Genomic DNA, 17798 nt, shown 5'->3' with positions numbered 1-17798 from the left:
GAGCTTAGTCATGACCATTCGCGTCGCCATCAACGGTTACGGCCGCATCGGCCGCAACATCCTTCGTGCCCACTACGAAGGTGGCAAGAAGCACGACATCGAAATCGTCGCCATCAATGACCTGGGCGATCCCAAGACGAACGCGCACCTGACGCGCTACGACACCGCCCACGGCAAGTTCCCGGGCACCGTCGAAGTCGACGGCGACTTCATGGTCGTCAACGGCGACAAGATCCGCGTGCTGGCCAACCGCAACCCGGCCGAACTGCCCTGGGGCGACCTGAAGGTCGACGTGGTGCTGGAATGCACGGGCTTTTTCACGACCAAGGAAAAGGCCGGCGCGCACATCAAGGGCGGCGCCAAGAAGGTCATCATCTCGGCGCCCGGCGGCAAGGACGTCGACGCCACCATCGTGTACGGCGTGAACCACGGCGTGCTCAAGGCCACCGACACCGTCATCTCGAACGCGTCGTGCACCACCAACTGCCTGGCCCCGCTGGTCAAGCCGCTGAACGACAAGCTGGGCCTGGAAAACGGCCTGATGACCACCGTCCACGCCTACACCAACGACCAGGTCCTGACCGACGTCTACCACGAAGACCTGCGCCGCGCGCGTTCGGCCACCATGAGCATGATCCCCACGAAGACCGGCGCCGCCGCCGCCGTGGGCCTGGTCCTGCCGGAACTGAACGGCAAGCTGGACGGCTACGCCATCCGCGTCCCGACCATCAACGTGTCGATCGTCGACCTGTCGTTCATCGCCAAGCGCGACACGACCGTCGAGGAAGTGAACGGCATCCTGAAGGCCGCCTCCGAAGGCGAACTCAAGGGCATCCTGGACTACAACACCGAACCCCTGGTCTCGGTGGACTACAACCACAACCCGGCCTCCAGCACCGTCGACGCGTCGCTGACCAAGGTTTCGGGCCGCCTGGTCAAGGTCTCGTCCTGGTACGACAACGAGTGGGGCTTCTCGAACCGCATGCTCGACACCACCGTCGCGCTGATGTCCGCCAAGTAAGCAACGCTGTCAGGCCAAAGGGGACGGATTTGTTTTCCGCTGTCGCGGAAAATGGGTTCGTCCCCTTTGTTCGCCAACCGTAGGAATCCATACTCATGCCCAAGGTCAATACCCTGTCCGCGCTGGCCAAGTCCGGCGCCCTGTCCGGCAAGCGCGTGTTCATCCGCGCCGATCTGAACGTGCCGTTCGACGACGCCGGCCGCATCAGCGAAGACACCCGCATCCGCGCCTCCGTGCCCGGGATCCGCCTGGCGCTGGACGCCGGCGCGGCCGTCATGGTCACGTCCCACCTGGGCCGTCCCAAGGAAGGCGTGCTGACCGACGCCGATTCGCTGGCCAAGGTCGGCCAGCGCCTGTCCGAACTGCTGGGCATGCCCGTGCAACTGGTGCGCGACTGGGTGGACGGCGTCCAGGTCGACCACGGCCAGGTCGTGCTGCTGGAAAACTGCCGCGTGAACGTGGGCGAAAAGAAGGACGACGAGGCGCTCGCCAAGAAGATGGCCGCGCTGTGCGACGTCTACGTCAACGACGCCTTCGGCACGGCGCACCGCGCCGAAGCCACCACCCACGGCATGGCGCGCTTCGCGCCCGTCGCCTGCGCGGGCCCGCTGCTGGCGGCCGAGCTGGAGGCCCTGGGCCGCGCGCTGCACGAACCCAAGCGCCCGCTGGTCGCCATCGTCGGCGGCTCCAAGGTGTCGACCAAGCTGTCCATCCTGCAATCGCTGGCCGACAAGGTCGACCAACTGGTCGTGGGCGGCGGCATCGCCAACACCTTCATGCTGGCCGCCGGCCTGTCCATCGGCAAGTCGCTGGCCGAACCCGACCAGGTCGACCAGGCGCGCGCCGTGATCGACATCATGAAGCGGCGCGGCGCGGCCGTGCCGATTCCGGTGGACGTGGTGTGCGCCAAGTCCTTCGGCGCGGACGCCGAAGCGACGGTGAAGGCGGCGGCGGACGTGGCCGACGACGACATGATCCTCGACATCGGTCCGCGGACCGCGGCGCAACTGGCCGAGATCCTGAAGCAGGCGGGCACCATCGTCTGGAACGGCCCCGTGGGCGTGTTCGAGTTCGACCAGTTCGCCAACGGCACCGAAGTCGTGGCCCGCGCCGTCGCGGAATCGGAAGGCTTCTCGATCGCCGGCGGCGGCGACACGCTGGCCGCCATCGCCAAGTACGGCATCGGCGACAAGGTCGGCTACATCTCGACCGGCGGCGGCGCATTCCTGGAATTCCTGGAAGGCAAGACCCTGCCCGCCGTGGCCGTGCTGGAAGCCCGCGCGAGCTAGGCAGGGTAGGGTGCTTCGCGGGTCCGCAGGTGTCTGACACCCGGCGGCATCCGGGCAATCCGTGCCGGCGTCTCGTACGGGTGTCAGACACCTTCCCTCAAGGCAGGGCGCTTCCGCAGGTGTCTGACACCCCAAGGCAAGGCGCTTCAGGCTTGAAGCCACCCGGCTTGGGTGTCAGACACCCGCCGTGAGCCGCGGGTGTCTGACACCCGGCGGCATCCGGGCAATCCGTGCCGGCGTCTCGTACGGGTGTCAGACACCTTCCCCTTCCCCTTCCCCACGCAACGCACGCTGCACGATCGCCAGTTCCGAAAAGGGATAAATACCTCAGGTATTCATTCACTCAAGGAATATAAGTCGCCGCGGCTTGATCCGGCGCATCTGCAAACCTCGGGCTTGGTGTAGGCTTGGCGCACGCTCCGCGCGCGCCGCGGAATCTCCCCGTCCGATTTGCTCGCCGCATCATGAACCTACGCCTGTTCCCTGGCCTGAATAACTTCCGCGGCATCACGCGGGAATCGGCGCGGCGCGACGTCATGGCCGGGCTGAGCGTGGCGGCGGTGGCGCTGCCCGTGGGCCTGGCCTACGCGGCCATGATGGGCGTCCCGCCCGTCGCGGGCCTGTGGGCGGCCATCGCCGGGATGCTGGGTTATGCCGTGTTCGGCTCCTCGCGCACGCTGATCGTCGGGCCCGACACGGCAACCTGCACCCTGATCGCGGCCACGCTGACCGGAATGGCGCTCAGCACGCCGGAAGACCGTCTGCTGGCCGCGACGGGCATCGCCCTGACCGTGGGCGTGGGCTGCCTGATCGCGCGCGTCCTGCGCCTGGGCGTGCTGGCCAACCTGCTGTCCCGGCCCGTCCTGATCGGCTATATGGCGGGCGTGGCCATCACGCTGGCGATCTCGCAGTTGAGCGGCCTGACGGGGGTTGGGTTGCGCAACAGCGGCCTGGTGCACCCCTTCCTGGAACTGTCGCGCCGGCTGCCCGAAATCCGGATCCCCACGCTCTTGCTCGGCGTGGCGTCCTGCCTGCTGCTGATGGCGTTCAAGCGCTGGCGGCCGAATTGGCCCGGCCCCATCCTGCTGGTGGCGGGATCCTGCCTGCTGTCGTGGATCTTCGACTTTCCCGGCCTGGGCATCGCGGTCGTGGGCGAAGTGCCCGCGGGCCTGCCGTCGCTGAGCCTGCCGGTGCGGCTGGAGGGGCTGGACGGCATCCTGATGGGCGCGGCCGGGGTGCTGGTCGTGAGCTTTTCCAGCGGCATCGTCACCGCGCGCAGCTTCGCCGCGCGCACGGGCGAACACGTCGATCCCAACCGCGAACTGGTGGGCTTCGGCGCGGCCAACGTGGCGGCCGGGCTGTTCCAGGGTTTCGTCGTGACCGGCGCCGACTCGCGCACCGCGGTGGGGCTGGTGGCCGGCGGCTCCTCGCCGCTGGTCAGCGTCAGCGCGGCCGCCGCGCTGGCGATCGTGGTGGGCCTGCTGAGCGCGCCGCTGTACTGGCTGCCGCAGGCCGTGCTGTCGGCCATCCTGCTGCTGGCCGCGGCCAGCCTGTTCGACGGCCACGCCTTCCTGCGCCTGGCCCGTATTTCGCGCATCGAACTGGCGTTCGGCGTCCTGGCGGCCGTGGGCGTGATCGGCTTCGGCGTGCTGCAGGGCGTGGCGGTTTCCGTGGGCGCGACGCTGCTGTACGCCATGTACGTGTCGGGCAATCCCCGCGACGCCCTGCTGGGCCGGCTGCCCGGCGAATCGGTGCTGGGCAAGCTGCACCTGAACCCCGACGCGCAGCCGGTGCCGGGCACGGTGGTCTGGCTGTTCGAGTCCTCCGTGTGGTTCTTCAACGCCGACGCGTTCCGCCGCCGCGCGCGCGAAGTGATGGACCAGGCGGGCGGCGCGCAGTGGTTCGTGCTGGATGCCGAGGCCATGACGCAGGCCGACGCCGACGCGGTCGAGGCGCTGTACGAACTCAAGCGCGAACTGGACGAGCGCGGCATGACCCTGCTGGTCGCGGGCGGCCATGGCCAGTTCCGCATGGCGCTGGAGCGTTCCGGCCTGGTGAAGAAAATCGGGCGCGACAAGATCTTCGGCAGTCCCGAACAGGCCGTCGACGCCATCGAACGCTGGCGCCAGGCGGCGCCCCCCACGCTGGGCTAACCGACGTTGCGGCAGCCGCGCTTATCGCTGCCGCACCAGCGCCAGCGTGTGCTGGGCGATGATCAGTTCTTCATTGGTGCGCACGACGTAGACGCCGATGCGGCTGTCGTCGCTGGAGATGCGCGGCCCGTGGCGGATGTTGCGTTCGTGGTCGAGCCTGATGCCCAGCCAGCCCCAATGGTCGCTGATCGCCTGGCGGATCTCGGCCGAGTTCTCGCCGACGCCGGCGGTGAAGACGATGGCGTCCACGCCATTCATGGCGCAGGCCAGCCCGATCATGCCCTCGGCCACGCGCCACGCGAAGTATTGCAGCGCCAGCTTCGCGGACGGCGCGTCGCTGGCCAGCAGCTCGCGCATGTCGTTGCTGATGCCCGACAGGCCCTTCATGCCGCAGTCGTAGTACAGCATGTGCTCGATTTCGTCGTGGGTCATGCCGCGTTCCATCATCCACAGCACGATGCCCGGATCCAGGCGGCCGGGGCGCGTGCCCATGGGCAGGCCTTCCAGCGCCGTGAAGCCCATCGTGCTGTCCACGCTCTTGCCGTGGTGCATGGCGCAGGCGGAAACCCCCGAGCCCAGGTGCGCGGCGATGATCTTGCCCATGGCGACGTCCGGCAGCGCCTGGCGCAGGCGCTGCGCGATGTATTCGTAGGACAGGCCGTGGAAACCGTAGCGGCGCACGCCTTCCTGGTACAGGCGCTCGGGCAGCGCGTAGCGGTCGGCCACGTCGGAGTGGCTGCGGTGGAAGGCGGTGTCGAAGCACGCCACCTGCGGGATCCAGGGGCGGCGCTCGCGGATCACGCGGATGGGCGCCAGGTTGTTCGGCTGATGCAGCGGCGCCAGCGGCGTGAAGGCATCCAGCCTCGCAAGGATGTCGTCGTCGATGAGAACCGGCTCCGACAGGGTGGGGCCGCCGTGCACCACCCGGTGCCCCACCGCCAGCGGCGCGCCGCCCAGGTGGCCGCTCAGCCAGGTGCCGACCACTTCCTGCGCATTGGGCACGTCGGGCGCGTGGCTGGGCGCGACCTCGCGCTCCACCAGCGTCTGGCCCGCCGCGTCGCGCACCCGCAGCCTGGGGTGCAGGGTGCCGATGCCTTCGAGCTGGCCGCCCAGGCGGGGAGCCAGCTCTTGTTCGCCGTCGATGTCGTACAGGTAGAACTTGATGCTGGAACTGCCGGCGTTGATGACGAGAATGGTGTCGCTCATGGCGCTGTGATTCCGGGTTGGGACAAGTCGCGTAAGTGGGTAGGGGTGGGTCCCCTACATCAGGCGAGCGGACGGGCCTGTTGCTCGCTCAGGTGGTGCGCGTAGATCGCCGCCACCGCGCACGAGGCCAGGCGCGAGCGCGGGCTGTCGGCGCGGCTGGTCAGGATGATGGGCACGCGCGCGCCCAGCACGATGCCGGCCGCTTCCGCATTGGCCAGGAAGGTCAGGTTCTTGGCCAGCATATTGCCCGCTTCCAGGTCCGGCACCACCAGCACCTGGGCGACCCCGGCGACCGGGGAACGGATGCCCTTGATGCGGGCGGCGTCGGGGTTGATGGCGTTGTCCAGCGCCAGCGGGCCGTCCAGCAGGCCGCCGGCGATCTGGCCGCGGTCGGCCATCTTGCACAGCGCCGCGGCTTCGATGGTGCTGGGTATGCTGGGCGTGACCTGTTCCACGGCCGACAGGATGGCCACGCGCGGTTCGCCCAGGCCCAGGCCGCGGTGCAGGTCGATCACGTTGCGGATGATGTCGGCCTTGGTTTCCAGGTCCGGAAAGATGTTGATGGCGGCATCGGTGATGAAGAGCGGCTCCGCGTAGGTGGGAACCTCCATGATGAACACGTGGCTGATGCGCCGGCCGCTGCGCAGCCCGGTGTTGCGCGCCACCACTTCGTGCATCAGTTCGTCGGTGTGCAGGCTGCCCTTCATCAGGAGCGTCGCCTCGCCGCTGCGCACCAGCGCGACCGCGGCCTCGGCCGCGGCGTGGCTGTGCGGCGCGTCGACGATGCGGGCGTTGCCCAGGTCCAGCCCGTACTGCGCGGCCGTCGCGCGGATCTTGAGTTCGGGGCCCACCAGGATCGGTTGCAGCAGGCCGAGGTCCCGCGCCTGCAGCGCGGCGGACAGCGAAGGCTCGTCGCAGGGATGAGCGATGGCGCATACGGCGGGCGCCAGCGTCTGCGCGCGGGCGATGAGCTTGTCGTAGTGCGTGGACGCGGGCAGGGTCATTCGGAAGTCGCCTTGGTGGATTTGCGCGCGGCGCGCGCGGGAGTCTTGGCGGCGACGCGCCCGGCGCGGGCGGCCGGAGCCGCCTTCACCGGCTTGGCGGCCGTGGCCGGCGGCTCGCTCCTGGCGGCGGCCGCGCGCGCCGGGCGCGCAGCCGCTTTGGCCGGAGCGGGCGCCAGGGCCTGTTCGCGCTTCTGCGCGCGGCGCTCGGCGGACTCGAAGATCCGTTCCATCTCGCCCAGGCTCGCGCGCGCCGCCTCGCTCAGCGGTTCGGCGGCCTCCAGCACGTGCTTCATGGTGTTGAGCGCTTCGCGGATCGCGGCGGCCGGCGAATTTTCGAGCAGGCGCGGCATGGCCTGGACGGCGGCGGCCGAATCCAGCGTCATCATCAGGGCCTGGTCGCGGATGACGCCCTTGAATTCCGGCAGGGTCAGCGCGGTGTCGGATTCCGCGCGCATCTTGCGGATCAGCGCGAAGCTGCGCTCGTCCAGGCCGCCCTCGGAGCCCGCTACGTACAGCAGCATCCGGATGGCGGCGACGCGCAGGCCGCCTTCCTGCAGCAGCGAACGCAGTTCGCCCGCGCGTTCTTCCATGAAGCGGCGGTGTTCGGGCGACACGCCCGGGTGCTTGCGCGGCGGGCCGGAACGCGCGCCCAGGCCGGCCAGGTCCTGCACCAGGGGCGATCCGTACACGCTCATGAAGGTGCGCTCATCGGCCGAATCGCGCAGTTCCTGCCAGATGTCCAGGCTGGTCTCGACCAGGTTCGAGAACATCTCCTGCGCCACCAGGAAGGGGTTGGAGGGCGAGGCCGGCCGGCGGTGCTCGCGCACCTGTTCCGCGATCTGGGCGATCGGCGCGATCGCCGGGTTGCGGTCAGAAATCAGCTCGTAGGGCAGGCGCAGCGGATGCAGGCGCTGCCCCCATTCCGCGGATTGCGGCGTCACCATGGCGCGCACCCAGGGCTGCATGAAGCTGCGGTACATGCCCAGGTTGATGTCGGAGATCCGGGCGACGGCGGCGAATCGCCGGTCGTCGTCTTCCTTGCGGTCCACGATGGCGCGCACGTCGTCCAGGCTGCGCTGTTCGAACGACAGCACGTAGTTGCCATAGGCCAGGTCCGCGTTCGGCGTGTCGGGCGTCTTGTCGGCGATTTCGGCCTGGTAGATGCCCGGCGGCAGCACGTCGATCATGTCGATGTTGGACGTGAATTCCTGGTGTTCCTTGCGGGCCACGCTGCCGGACACGAAGATGCCGAGGTGGCCGATGCTTTCATGCACGGCGTAGACGATGGTCTGGCCGTGGGCCAGCACCTCGGCCTCGTTCTGGTACAGGTCGGGAATCCAGCCCAGCGCCTGCGGCGGGGGCGTGATGTTGTCGCCCTTGGAGCAGAACACTACGATGGGCGACCGGATGTTGCGCAGGTCGATGCGGATGCCGTCGGAGGTCACCAGGCCCGCCGTGGCCAGGCGGTTGCCCACGAACAGGTTGTCGACGATGTACTGGATTTCGGGGCCGTTCAGGAAGACGTGGCCGCCCCACCATTTCTCGAAGCTCAGGTAGCGCGACGCCTCGGTGTCCACATTGGAGTACAGGTTGTACTGCTTGGACCACAGCGTGTTCGCCGGATTCAGGTTCTCGAAGTTCTGCACCAGCCAGGCGCCGTCGAACTTGCCGTCGCCCAGGTCGCTGGTCAGCGCGGTGAGCCAACTGCCGCCCAGCAGGCCGCCGGCATAGCGCATGGGGTTCATGCCGCGCCAGCCGGACCAGTACGACAGCGGGGCGCCGGCGACGATGATGGGGCCGAACAGTTCCGGCCGGACCGCGGCGGTCATCATGATCTGCCAGCCCGCCTGGCAATTGGCGACCACGACCGGCTTGCCTTCGGCGTTGGGGTGCAGCGCGATGATCTCTTCCAGGAACCGCGCCTCGGCCATCATCACGTCTTCGACGGTCTGGGCGGGCATGGGCTGCGGCAGGAAGGTCGCGAAATAGCAGGGATGCCCCGCGCGCACGGCCACGCCGATCTCGCTTTCGGGCTTGAATCCGCCGATGCCCGGGCCGTGCCCGGCGCGCGGGTCCACGACCAGGAAGGGGCGCTTGATCGGATCCGTTTCCACGCCGGCCGGCGGCTTGATGCGCAGCAGGCCGTAGTTGACGGGGCGCGGCAGGCCGCGGCCGTCCAGCACCAGTTCGAATTCCATGCTCAGCACGTTCGGGGCGCGCTTGGCCATGTGTTCGTGATATTGATTGCCGCGCTGGCGCATCACGTCTGCGTAAAGCACGCCGCGCTGCCAGGCGTCCACTGCGTACTCGTAGGCGGCCGTCCAGGGGTTGAAGGACGGGGTGGGGGCGCGATCGTTGCCGGATCCGGCCATGGCGATCTCCTTGTAGTAGCTTCCGGCGGCGGTAGCCGCCAGGCCGGTCCAGTGGAACCGGCCGGGTTGACCTCTCCATTACACCGCAACTGATGTTGCGCTGCAACATCAGTGGGGCTGACCGCCGTCAAACCGGCCGGATTTAACTGTCCCTTTTTGCGTTCCGGCTCCGCCCGAGCCCCCGGGATCAGGCCGGATCGTGGCAGACGGCCTCGATGCGGTTGCCGGCGGGGTCCAGCAGGAAGGCGGCGTAGTAATGCGGGTGGTAGTGTTCGCGCAGGCCCGGCGCGCCCTCGTCGCGCCCGCCATGCGCCAGCCCGGCGGCATGGAACGCGTCGACGGCGGCGCGGCTGGGCGCCTTGAAGCACCAGTGGCGCCGGGCGCCGGCGGCGGCATCCACGGCCGCGCCGGCGGCGAATACGGACAGATAGCTGTGCTGGCCGCTGCCCGGCCGGCAGCGTTCGCCGTAGCCGAGCGCGTCGGGGCGGTCGTAGACCTTGTCCGCACCCAGCGCCCGCATGACGGCATCGTAGAAGGGCCGGGCGGCGTCCAGGCCGGGGACGGTGATGGAAACGTGGTCCAGCAGTTGCATCGGGGCTCTCCGCGGACGCGAACCGGAATCAGGGCCGCGCGGCGGCGTTGTGCGCCAGCCATTTCTGGACGGAGGGCCGCTGCCATTGGCCGTCGGCATAGGCGGCAAGCGGGGCCGGCAGGTCGTCCTGGGACAGCCGCTTGAGCATCACCGCCAGGTCGGTGTCGGCGATGCACCAGCCGTCGAACAGACAGGCCTGGCCCGCGCCCAGCAGGCTGCCGGCCACGTGGATGAGCTTGGCCGCGGCGGCGTGCGCGGCGTCGGACAGCGGCTGGCCGGCGGCGCCGTGGAACACGGTTTCGGTGGGGCGTTCCTGGCGCAGGGCGGCCAGGTCGCTGCGCAGCCAGGCCTGCAACTGGCGGGCGCGGGCGCGCGCGCGGACGTCGCGGGGATAGAGGGCGGCATGCGCGGGCGCGGGGAAGGCCTCGTCCAGGTATTCGGCGATGGCGCTGGATTCGGTCAGGTGGAAGTCCTCGTGCGTCAGCGCGGGCACCCGGGAGGTCAGCGCGCGGGCCTGGTAGGGCTGCATGCGCTGTTCGCCCGCTTCCAGATCGATCGGGCGCACCTCGAACGGCAACTGCTTTTCGGTCAGCGCCACATAGGCCGACATGGCATAGGGACTGAGGAACAGGGAGTCGACGAATAGCGTAAGCGGGGCGCTCAAGTGGGGTCTCCGGTTGTATCGAAAAAGCGTAACGCAACTGCCGCCCGCGTGTCGCGCGGACGCGTCAATCCACGATGAAAAGCCTGGCGCCCGTGGCCGTGGAGGAACGGTGAGGCTCGGCCTGGTCGGCGACCTGGTAGCTCATGCCGGGCGTCAGCACGAACGTCCGGCCGTCCTCGAGTTCGGTGTGGAGTTCGCCTTCCAGGCAGAAGAGGATGTGGCCCTTGCTGCACCAGTGGTCGGCCAGGTAGCCCGCGGTGTATTCCACCATGCGCACCCGCAGCTCGCCGAACTGCCGGGTCCGCCAATAGGCCATGCCGGTCTCGCCGGCGTGTTCGGTGCGTTCCACTTCGGACCAGTCGGTGGTGCCGAAGGGGATGTTGCTCATTTTCATGGTCGATCCTGCATCGTGGCCCGGGCGGCTTCGCCCGGCAAAATACAAATACTACGCTACTCAGGCGGCCAGCTTTTTCTGCCAGAACAGGGCGCGGCCCGTGGTTTCGTCCAGCGCATAGCCCTCGAAGCCGAGCTTGCGGTACAGCCCCTGGGCCACCGCGTTGCCTTCCAGCACTTCCAGCGTGATCTTGCAGCAGCCCAGCCGGCGCGCCCGGTCTTCCAGCGCGGACAGCAGGGCCTTGCCCACGCCCAGGCCCTGGAACCGGGGCGACACGCCCAGGTCGTGCAGGTTGACCAGCGGACGGCAGGCGAAGGTGGAGAAGCCTTCGAGATAGATCGCCACGCCGGCGGCCTCGCCGTCGACGCGGGCCAGCAGGGCGTGCGCGGCGGGGCGGCGGGCCAGTTCGGCGATGAGGTGCCGGCGCGCGTGGTCGGACAGCGGGGCATTGCCGCCCATGGGGCCGCTGGCGTATTCGTCCAGCATGGCCAGCACCTGGCGGCCGTGTTCGGGGTTGTCGAAGTCGACGTCGATGATTTCCAGCATGATCGTTCCTGTCTGCTTCCGCCCGTTCCCGGGAAGGGCGCGGACGGGCCTGTCGGTTCCGGCGCGCGCGGGCGCCGCGGAACCGGACATTATGCGCGATGCGCCCGGCTTGGCAAGGCGCATTGAAAAAACGGGCTACAGCCCCTATCTTCTTGATATTCAAGGCCGATCGCGGCGCGATCCGGGAGCGGCCGCAACCCCTTGCAAAGGGCGGAACATGGAGTTCAAGGACTACTACGGCATTCTAGGGGTAGAGCGGGGCGCTTCCGAAGACGAGATCCGGCGCGCCTACCGCAAGCTCGCCCGCAAATATCATCCCGACGTCAGCAAGGAAAAGGACGCGGAGACGCGCATGCGCGACGTCAACGAAGCCTACGACGTGCTGCGCGACCAGGAAAAGCGCCTGGCCTACGACAACCTGGCCGCGGGCGTGTCGCCCGATGGCGGCTTCCAGCCGCCGCCGGGCTGGGACGAAGGATTCGAGTTCCATCGCGGCGCGGCGCCCGGCGAAGAAGCGCAGTTCAGCGAATTCTTCTCGTCGCTGTTCGGCGGCCGCGGGCGCGGCCACCGGGGCGGGGCGCAGCAACAGGAATTCCGCGCGCGCGGCGAAGACCATCACGCCGCGATCGAGGTGGATCTCGAAGACGCGCTCAAGGGCGCCACGCGCGACATCAGCCTGCGCTCGATGAAGATCGACGACGAAGGGCGCCCCCAGATGCAGACCCGCACGCTCAGCGTGAAGATTCCCGCCGGCGTGCGGGAAGGCCAGTTCATCCGGCTGGCGGGCCAGGGCATGCCCGGGTACGGCGGCGGCGAGAACGGCGACCTCTACCTGGAAATCCGGTTCAAGCCGCACCCGCAGTACCGCGCCGACGGCCGCGATCTCTACATGGCGCTGCCCGTGGCGCCCTGGGAGGCTGCGCTGGGCGCCAGTGTGAAGACGCCCACTCCGGGCGGCACCGTCGAAGTCTCGGTCCCGCCGGGATCGGGCAACGGCCGCAAGCTGCGGCTGCGCGGGCGCGGCATTCCGGGCGACCCGCCCGGAGACCTGTACTTGGTGCTGGACCTGGTGCTGCCGCCGGCCGACAGCGAGGCGGCCAAGGCGGCCTACCGCAAGCTGCAGCAGGACCTGCCTTTCAACCCGCGGCGCCACATGGGGGTCTGACCATGAAGAAGCTCGTCATCACCAGCGCCACCGTCGTGGGCAAAACACAACCCTTGAGCGCCGACGACCTGGCCCGCGCCTGCGGCCAGGAAGTGGAATGGATCGCCCGGCTCGTCGAAGTCGGCATCGTCAACGCCAGCGGGCGCCGGCCCGCGGAATGGCGCTTCTACAGCATGGACCTGCAGCGCGCGCTGGACGCCCGGCGCCTGGAGCGGGATTTCGACGCCAGCCTGGACGCGGTGGCGCTAATCCTGGACCTGAGCCAGGAGGTCCGCCGCCTGAAGGCGCAACTGCGCGTGCTGGGCGCCGACGACACCTAGCGTCGCCGCGGGCGATACCCGGCGGATGGGTAAACTAGGCGCTTGCCGCAACACCGAACAAGCGAAGAAACCTTGCAGACCTCATCCGCCCCGGCGCCCGGCCTCGCGGGCAGCGCCCGCATCGACGGCCTGAAATCCTGCCTGCCCGTCATGATCGGCTACTTTCCGGTGGCCGTGACCTTCGGCATCGCCGGCATGGCGGCGGGCCTGACGCCCGCGCAAGTCATCCTGATTTCCGTGCTGATCTATGCCGGCGCCAGCCAGTTCCTGCTGCTCGCCTCCATCAAGGCGGGCACGCCGTGGCTGTGGGTGGTGGCGCTGTGCTCGCTGCTCAACGCCCGCCACCTGCTGTACGGCCCGCTGCTGTCCCGCTTTCTGCCCGCCGCGCTGCGCGGCCGGCTGAAGGTCGCCTTCCTGCTGACCGACGAGGTGTTCGCCACGGCCTTCAACCGCCTGCAGGCCGTGGATCCCGCCAGCCGCCAGGGCTGGATGACCGCGCTGGGACTGGGCGCCTGGCTGACCTGGATTGCCGGCACCGCCGTCGGCGTCTATGCCGGCGACGGGCTGGAACGCCATTACCCCATGCTGTCGCAGGTGATGCGTTTCGCGCTGCCGGCGCTGTTCATGGCGCTGGTATGCCAAAGCGCCAGGCGCGGCCTGGGGCTGCCCATCGTGGCGGCGGTGGCGGGCGCCGGCGCCGTGGCCGCCCTGGGGCACACCAGCGCGGCCATTCTGGCCGGCGCCGTCATCGGCTGCGTCGCGTACCGCCTGCGGAGGCCCGCATGAATACCGATGGATTGGGATTCTGGGGCGCGGTGGCCGCGATGGCGGCGATCACCTATCTGACCCGCGCCCTGCCTTTCATGCTGTCCGAACGCAGCCGCCTGCTGCGCCACCTGTCGCGCGAAGGCTCGGCGCTGGCCGCGCTGGGGCCGTCCCTGCTGGCGGGGATCGCCGCGGCGGTCATCGTGCCCGACCTGATCGAGGCCGGCGACCAGGCGGCCCGCATCGGGCCCTACGTGGGCGGCCTGGTCGTGACCGCGGTGGCGGCGCGGCTGGTCAGCAATACGGGCGTCGCCGTGCTGTTGGGCATGGCCGGATACGGGGTGCTGCTGGCCCTGGCCGGCTAGCCGATGCGCGCGCGCAGGTCGGCCTGCCACTGCGCCGGGCGGCCCAGGTAGCGGGAAGGCTCCAGCAGGGTGCAGGCGCCGCCGCGTTCCAGCGCCAGGGTGGGGAAGCCCGAGCCGCCCAGCCGGGCCAGCAATTGCCGGCTGGCGGCGATGTGCGAGGCGGTTTCGGCGCCCTGGGCCGCCGCGAAGGCGGCGCCGAAAGCCGCCGGGTCCAGCCCGATATCGGCCGCCAGGGCCGCCAGCACGGCGGGGTCCGCGACGCGCAGCCCTTGCACGTAGTGAGCGCGCTGGATGCGCTGGAGCAGGTCCAGCCCGCGGCCGCCCAGCGCCTGCGCGGCCAGGATGGCCGTGGTGGGCGGCTCGGAATCGAACACCGCGCCGTTGTCGCGCAGCAGTCCGTTGAAATAGTCCTCGCCGAAGGGCTGGCCCGTCAGGCTGGCGATGCGCTCGTCGTGCGGCATCACATAGCGGCGCAGCGCGTCGGTCACGGGCTGGCGGTTGCCGCCGGTCATCATGCCGCCGCCATGGAGCGCGATGCCCAGGCCGGGGAGGGCGCGGGCGGCCTCCACCAGCGGCGCGGCGGCGTAGCACCAGCCGCAAAGCGGATCGAAAATGTAATGCAGGGTGGGATTGGAAGCAGTCATGGCGCCATGGTAGACGCGGGCCGCTTCCGGGGTAAGCCCATTGCGGTAACCAGTGTGTTGCGCCGGTCCCGCGGATCGCCGCGGGACCGCGGAACGTCAGCCGGCGATCTGCACGCCGATCCAGAACAGGCCGGCGGCCAGCAGCATCGAGGCGGGCAGGGTCAGCACCCAGGCCATCAGGATGTTGCGCACCGTGCTGCTGTGCAGGCCGGTCTTGTTGGCGACCATCGTCCCCGCCACGCCCGAGGACAGGACGTGGGTGGTGGACACCGGCAGGCTGAACACGTTGGCCAGCCCGATGGCGCCCATCGCGGTCAACTGCGCGGACATGCCCTGCGCATACGTCATGCCCTGCTTGCCGATTTTTTCGCCCACCGTGAGGACCACGCGGCGCCAGCCGACCATGGTGCCCGCGCCCAGCGCCAGGGCGACCGCCACGATCACCCAGAAGGGCGCGTATTCGGTGGTGGCCGTCAGGTCGGCGCGCAGCCGTTGCAGGTCCGCGCGTTCGCGGGCGGGCAGCCCTTCGATGCGCGCCACCTTCTTGGCGGTGTCGTCCAGGCACAGCAGATAGCGGCGCACGGCAACGCGTTTCTCGGGCGGCAGGTCGGCGTAGTTGGACACGCCGTGCAGATCGGCCTGCAAGGCGGCGATGGTCGGCATCGTCAGTTCGGGATCGCAGCGGAAATTGCGCGGCAGCTCGGTGGTCGCGTCGTAGCGCTTGAGCGCCAGGTAGTCGCCCAGCATCGCTTCGTTGCGCTGGTAGAACACGTTCAGGTGATTGGCGGCGTCGCGCGTGCGTTCGATCTGGTAGGTGGTGCTGTTGGTGTCCAGCACGAAGTTGGCGGGCACGATGCCGATCAGCACGAGCATGATCAGGCCGATGCCTTTCTGGCCGTCGTTGGAGCCGTGGACGAAGCTCACGCCCATCGCGGACAGCACCAGGACCAGGCGGTTCCAGAACGGCGGATGCTTCTTGTTGTCGATGGCGCGCCGCTGCTCCGGCGTCTTGTGCATCTTCGACAGCGGCAGCCAGCGCTTGAGCGCGAGGAGCAGGCCGCCCGCCACCACGAAGCCGGCTACCGGCGACACCACCAGGGACAGGCCGATGTCGATGGCCTTGCCCCAGTTGACGCCATCGGCCAGCGGCAGTTCGGTGATCAGCGCGTTGGCCAGGCCCACGCCCAGGATCGAGCCGATCAGCGTATGCGAGCTGGAGGCCGGAATGCCGAAGTACCAGGTGCCCAGGTTCCAGGCGATGGCCGCCGCCAGCATGGCGAACACCATGGCCAGCCCGCGGCCGGTGTCCACGTTGATCAGCAGTTCGACCGGCAGCAGGTGGACGATGGCATAGGCCACGCCCACGCCGCCGAGCAGCACGCCCAGGAAATTGAAAATGCCGGAAAGCATGACCGCCAGGTGCGGCGGCATGGCCTTGGTGTAAATGACCGTTGCCACGGCGTTTGCCGTGTCGTGGAATCCGTTGATGAATTCAAAGGCCAGGACGAATGTCAGGGCCAAGACAAGACTGAGGCCTACCCAAGGGTCTAGGCCGTGGAAGAGGTCGAACATGGAGGCGGGGGAGGTTCCGGCGGGAGGCCCGATTATTGCAGATTTGTGACCTGTCCCTGGTTGCGTACGGCTACCAAAAGGGGGATTCGTTGATGTCGGACACAAACCGTTCGCCCAGGTGTCAGACACCCGAGGAGACAGCGGCCGCCTGCCCTGGGCGCCCGTGGGTGTCTGACACCCCCCCGCACCCCCTAGAACTTCGAATACTGGAACTCGATCTCCATCGGTTTGCCCAGATTGGCCGAGGTATCGGCCTGGATCAGCGCGACGCCCAGCAGGCCGAGGTATAGCAGGCAAAGCCACAAGGTTCTTTTCATGGGATCCGGTGCCTCATGGCCGAAATACCTCGGCGATTTTCTGGTTGACGCGCAGCCAGCCCAATTCCCCAAGATGCTGGACGTCGCGCAGCGTGCCCACTTCGAAGGGCGCTCCGTACATGTCCATGCAGCGCATGGCGTAGCGCCGGCACTGCGCCGCGACTTCCCGCTGCACCGGCTCGAAGCGGTCCAGGTCCCGGAACACCATGGGATGCAGCGGCTGCATGACGAACAGCGCGTCCACGCCGTGCCGGCGCAGCAGCGCCATCAGGGCGTCCAGTTCGCGCAGTTCGTCGCGGCCGGTCAGCGGCTGCGGCAGGTAGGCCGTCTTGCCGCCCTCGGGAACGGCCCGCAGGTATTTGTCGAAGAAATCGTCGCGCACCGCGTACCGGTTGCCCGCCATCAAGGCCTGTTCGGCGCCCTGGGCCTGGCTGGCCAGGGCATCCCAGTCGACCACGCGGGCGGCGGCGGGCGGCCCTTCGCGTTCCGGCTCCGGGGCGGGAGCGGCATGGGCCGGGGTCCACAGGTCGACCAGGCGCTGGCGGAAAACATAGGCCTGCTCGGCCATCATCGACCAGGCGACGCCCACGTCGCCCTTGGCCTCCAGCCAGCGCAGCACCTCGGCCCGGCCCTCGGGCTGCCCCAGCAGCCGGGACAGCAGCGGATTGGCGTGCTCCTTGAATTCGTCCGGGCCCAGTCCGCCCTCGCCATCGAACCAGCCGGGCGACAGCATGACGACCACGCGGGAGGCCGCGGAGAGGTCGTCGGCCAGCGCCGCCAGCACCAGTTGCATCCCCAGCGACTGGAAACCGGAATGGCCGTAGGCCAGCACCGGCATCTGGAGTTCGTCGGCCAGGTAGCGGTAGGGCACGAAGCGCAGATCGTTGCTGGTCAGTTCCGACGAGCCCAGGATGACCAGGCGGTCCCCCGTGCGCAAGGCCTGGCTCAGGCGCGACAGGTTGCGGGTCTGCTCCTGCAGCGTATTGCCCAGGTTGGGGAGGTAGATGCCGGGCGCCGCGGCCGGGACGGGTTCCGTCTTCAGGGCCAGCGCGTGCAGGGCGCCCCATCCGGCGGCCGCGGCGGCGGCCAGGGCCAGCGCCGCCGCCAGCGCGTGCTGCCGGAGAGTGCGTGTGATCATGGAGGGAAACCGAAAGCGCGGCGTCTCGAATACGGAATTGGATTGTTAGCGGATGTTAACGAGCGGCCTTTGCCGGAACAAGCACGGGAAAGCGGGGCCATGGCCGATTCGCTTTTTCGCCACAGGGCGGGATCGCCCGGATGGCGGAAGCCGCCGTCCTTCCCCCGGGGGAAGAATGCGATAGCATGGTTGCCGCGGGGTTCTTCTGGATTTCCATGATTGACCGCGCCACGAGCCGCCTTCGCGGCGCCAGCCCGTCCCATTCAACGAT

General features: G+C 69.0%; 18 protein-coding genes. 7 read left to right on the top strand and 11 right to left on the bottom strand.

Features of this window, described 5'->3' with window-relative positions:
- Window positions 1-10 precede the first annotated feature (10 nt).
- The 3 genes from gap to WHX56_RS28090 all read left to right on the top strand — a co-directional run bounded on the left by gap (window position 11) and on the right by WHX56_RS28090 (window position 4463).
- Window positions 11-1021, top strand: coding sequence for a type I glyceraldehyde-3-phosphate dehydrogenase (gene gap, locus WHX56_RS28100; protein WP_129247222.1), 1011 nt, complete (start codon window positions 11-13; stop codon window positions 1019-1021).
- Between the two features lie 95 nt (window positions 1022-1116).
- Window positions 1117-2310, top strand: a complete 1194-nt coding sequence (locus WHX56_RS28095; RefSeq protein WP_338879585.1) for a phosphoglycerate kinase — start codon at window positions 1117-1119, stop codon at window positions 2308-2310.
- A 464-nt stretch (window positions 2311-2774) separates the two neighbouring features.
- The gene (locus tag WHX56_RS28090; RefSeq protein ID WP_338879584.1) at window positions 2775-4463 is read left to right on the top strand and encodes a SulP family inorganic anion transporter; all 1689 of its coding nucleotides are present in this window, start codon (window positions 2775-2777) and stop codon (window positions 4461-4463) included.
- A 21-nt stretch (window positions 4464-4484) separates the two neighbouring features.
- Here the strand turns inward: WHX56_RS28090 and WHX56_RS28085 are convergent, their stop codons facing one another.
- From WHX56_RS28085 to WHX56_RS28055, 7 genes are all read right to left on the bottom strand, one after another.
- Window positions 4485-5669 carry an acetate kinase gene (locus tag WHX56_RS28085; RefSeq protein ID WP_338879583.1) on the bottom strand — a complete coding sequence of 395 codons (1185 nt, stop codon included), beginning with the start codon at window positions 5667-5669 and terminating at the stop codon, window positions 4485-4487.
- Window positions 5670-5728: 59 nt separating this feature from the next.
- Window positions 5729-6673 carry a phosphate acetyltransferase gene (locus WHX56_RS28080; protein ID WP_338879582.1) on the bottom strand — a complete coding sequence of 315 codons (945 nt, stop codon included), beginning with the start codon at window positions 6671-6673 and terminating at the stop codon, window positions 5729-5731.
- Entirely contained in the window at window positions 6670-9045 is a 2376-nt protein-coding gene (locus WHX56_RS28075; protein ID WP_338879581.1) for a DUF3141 domain-containing protein, read from the bottom strand. The genes WHX56_RS28080 and WHX56_RS28075 overlap by 4 nt, the downstream gene beginning before the upstream one ends.
- 187 nt (window positions 9046-9232) lie before the next feature.
- Window positions 9233-9637 (bottom strand): VOC family protein, encoded by a 405-nt coding sequence (locus tag WHX56_RS28070; protein WP_129246097.1) that lies wholly within the window; start codon window positions 9635-9637, stop codon window positions 9233-9235.
- Between the two features lie 28 nt (window positions 9638-9665).
- On the bottom strand, window positions 9666-10301 hold the full coding sequence (gene yfcF, locus WHX56_RS28065; protein WP_338879580.1) for a glutathione transferase: 636 nt from the start codon (window positions 10299-10301) through the stop codon (window positions 9666-9668).
- 64 nt (window positions 10302-10365) lie between these two features.
- Window positions 10366-10695, bottom strand: coding sequence for a DHCW motif cupin fold protein (locus WHX56_RS28060; protein ID WP_129246102.1), 330 nt, complete (start codon window positions 10693-10695; stop codon window positions 10366-10368).
- Between the two features lie 60 nt (window positions 10696-10755).
- On the bottom strand, window positions 10756-11241 hold the full coding sequence (locus WHX56_RS28055) for a GNAT family N-acetyltransferase (RefSeq protein WP_129246104.1): 486 nt from the start codon (window positions 11239-11241) through the stop codon (window positions 10756-10758).
- Between the two features lie 217 nt (window positions 11242-11458).
- Between WHX56_RS28055 and WHX56_RS28050 the strand changes: the two genes are divergently transcribed.
- From WHX56_RS28050 to WHX56_RS28035, 4 genes are all read left to right on the top strand, one after another.
- On the top strand, window positions 11459-12406 hold the full coding sequence (locus tag WHX56_RS28050; protein ID WP_129246106.1) for a DnaJ C-terminal domain-containing protein: 948 nt from the start codon (window positions 11459-11461) through the stop codon (window positions 12404-12406).
- Window positions 12407-12408: 2 nt separating this feature from the next.
- Complete coding sequence (locus WHX56_RS28045; protein WP_129246108.1) at window positions 12409-12726, top strand: chaperone modulator CbpM; 318 nt, start codon at window positions 12409-12411, stop codon at window positions 12724-12726.
- Window positions 12727-12798: 72 nt separating this feature from the next.
- Window positions 12799-13512, top strand: coding sequence for an AzlC family ABC transporter permease (locus WHX56_RS28040; RefSeq protein WP_338879579.1), 714 nt, complete (start codon window positions 12799-12801; stop codon window positions 13510-13512).
- A complete protein-coding gene (locus WHX56_RS28035; protein WP_129246112.1) occupies window positions 13509-13856 on the top strand; it encodes an AzlD domain-containing protein in 348 nt (115 codons plus the stop codon). Before WHX56_RS28040 ends, WHX56_RS28035 begins: the two co-directional genes overlap by 4 nt.
- Here the strand turns inward: WHX56_RS28035 and WHX56_RS28030 are convergent.
- The 4 genes from WHX56_RS28030 to WHX56_RS28015 form a co-directional block, all read right to left on the bottom strand.
- The gene (locus WHX56_RS28030) at window positions 13853-14500 is read right to left on the bottom strand and encodes a DsbA family protein (RefSeq protein ID WP_338879578.1); all 648 of its coding nucleotides are present in this window, start codon (window positions 14498-14500) and stop codon (window positions 13853-13855) included. The genes WHX56_RS28035 and WHX56_RS28030 overlap by 4 nt on opposite strands.
- Before the next feature lie 96 nt (window positions 14501-14596).
- Window positions 14597-16072 (bottom strand): inorganic phosphate transporter, encoded by a 1476-nt coding sequence (locus tag WHX56_RS28025; protein WP_129246116.1) that lies wholly within the window; start codon window positions 16070-16072, stop codon window positions 14597-14599.
- A 191-nt stretch (window positions 16073-16263) separates the two neighbouring features.
- Window positions 16264-16389, bottom strand: coding sequence for a hypothetical protein (locus WHX56_RS28020; RefSeq protein ID WP_279636214.1), 126 nt, complete (start codon window positions 16387-16389; stop codon window positions 16264-16266).
- Between the two features lie 13 nt (window positions 16390-16402).
- Window positions 16403-17527 (bottom strand): D-alanyl-lipoteichoic acid biosynthesis protein DltD, encoded by a 1125-nt coding sequence (locus WHX56_RS28015; protein WP_338879577.1) that lies wholly within the window; start codon window positions 17525-17527, stop codon window positions 16403-16405.
- Window positions 17528-17798 lie beyond the last annotated feature (271 nt).

This window comes from Achromobacter veterisilvae (genome assembly GCF_037619525.1).
GTDB lineage: Bacteria > Pseudomonadota > Gammaproteobacteria > Burkholderiales > Burkholderiaceae_B > Achromobacter > Achromobacter veterisilvae.
This window is presented reverse-complemented; position numbering and strand designations above follow the sequence as displayed.

Excerpts from the sequence above, each read along its gene's own strand:
- WHX56_RS28060 (WP_129246102.1), bottom strand. The coding sequence starts at position 10,695 with ATGAAAATGAGCAACATCCCCTTCGGCACCACCGACTGGTCCGAAGTG.
- WHX56_RS28080 (WP_338879582.1), bottom strand. The coding sequence starts at position 6,673 with ATGACCCTGCCCGCGTCCACGCACTACGACAAGCTCATCGCCCGCGCG.
- WHX56_RS28075 (WP_338879581.1), bottom strand. The coding sequence starts at position 9,045 with ATGGCCGGATCCGGCAACGATCGCGCCCCCACCCCGTCCTTCAACCCC.
- WHX56_RS28050 (WP_129246106.1), top strand. The coding sequence starts at position 11,459 with ATGGAGTTCAAGGACTACTACGGCATTCTAGGGGTAGAGCGGGGCGCT.
- WHX56_RS28030 (WP_338879578.1), bottom strand. The coding sequence starts at position 14,500 with ATGACTGCTTCCAATCCCACCCTGCATTACATTTTCGATCCGCTTTGC.
- WHX56_RS28055 (WP_129246104.1), bottom strand. The coding sequence starts at position 11,241 with ATGCTGGAAATCATCGACGTCGACTTCGACAACCCCGAACACGGCCGC.
- WHX56_RS28025 (WP_129246116.1), bottom strand. The coding sequence starts at position 16,072 with ATGTTCGACCTCTTCCACGGCCTAGACCCTTGGGTAGGCCTCAGTCTT.
- WHX56_RS28015 (WP_338879577.1), bottom strand. The coding sequence starts at position 17,527 with ATGATCACACGCACTCTCCGGCAGCACGCGCTGGCGGCGGCGCTGGCC.
- gap (WP_129247222.1), top strand. The coding sequence starts at position 11 with ATGACCATTCGCGTCGCCATCAACGGTTACGGCCGCATCGGCCGCAAC.
- WHX56_RS28090 (WP_338879584.1), top strand. The coding sequence starts at position 2,775 with ATGAACCTACGCCTGTTCCCTGGCCTGAATAACTTCCGCGGCATCACG.
- WHX56_RS28020 (WP_279636214.1), bottom strand. The coding sequence starts at position 16,389 with ATGAAAAGAACCTTGTGGCTTTGCCTGCTATACCTCGGCCTGCTGGGC.
- WHX56_RS28035 (WP_129246112.1), top strand. The coding sequence starts at position 13,509 with ATGAATACCGATGGATTGGGATTCTGGGGCGCGGTGGCCGCGATGGCG.
- WHX56_RS28095 (WP_338879585.1), top strand. The coding sequence starts at position 1,117 with ATGCCCAAGGTCAATACCCTGTCCGCGCTGGCCAAGTCCGGCGCCCTG.
- WHX56_RS28070 (WP_129246097.1), bottom strand. The coding sequence starts at position 9,637 with ATGCAACTGCTGGACCACGTTTCCATCACCGTCCCCGGCCTGGACGCC.
- WHX56_RS28045 (WP_129246108.1), top strand. The coding sequence starts at position 12,409 with ATGAAGAAGCTCGTCATCACCAGCGCCACCGTCGTGGGCAAAACACAA.
- WHX56_RS28085 (WP_338879583.1), bottom strand. The coding sequence starts at position 5,669 with ATGAGCGACACCATTCTCGTCATCAACGCCGGCAGTTCCAGCATCAAG.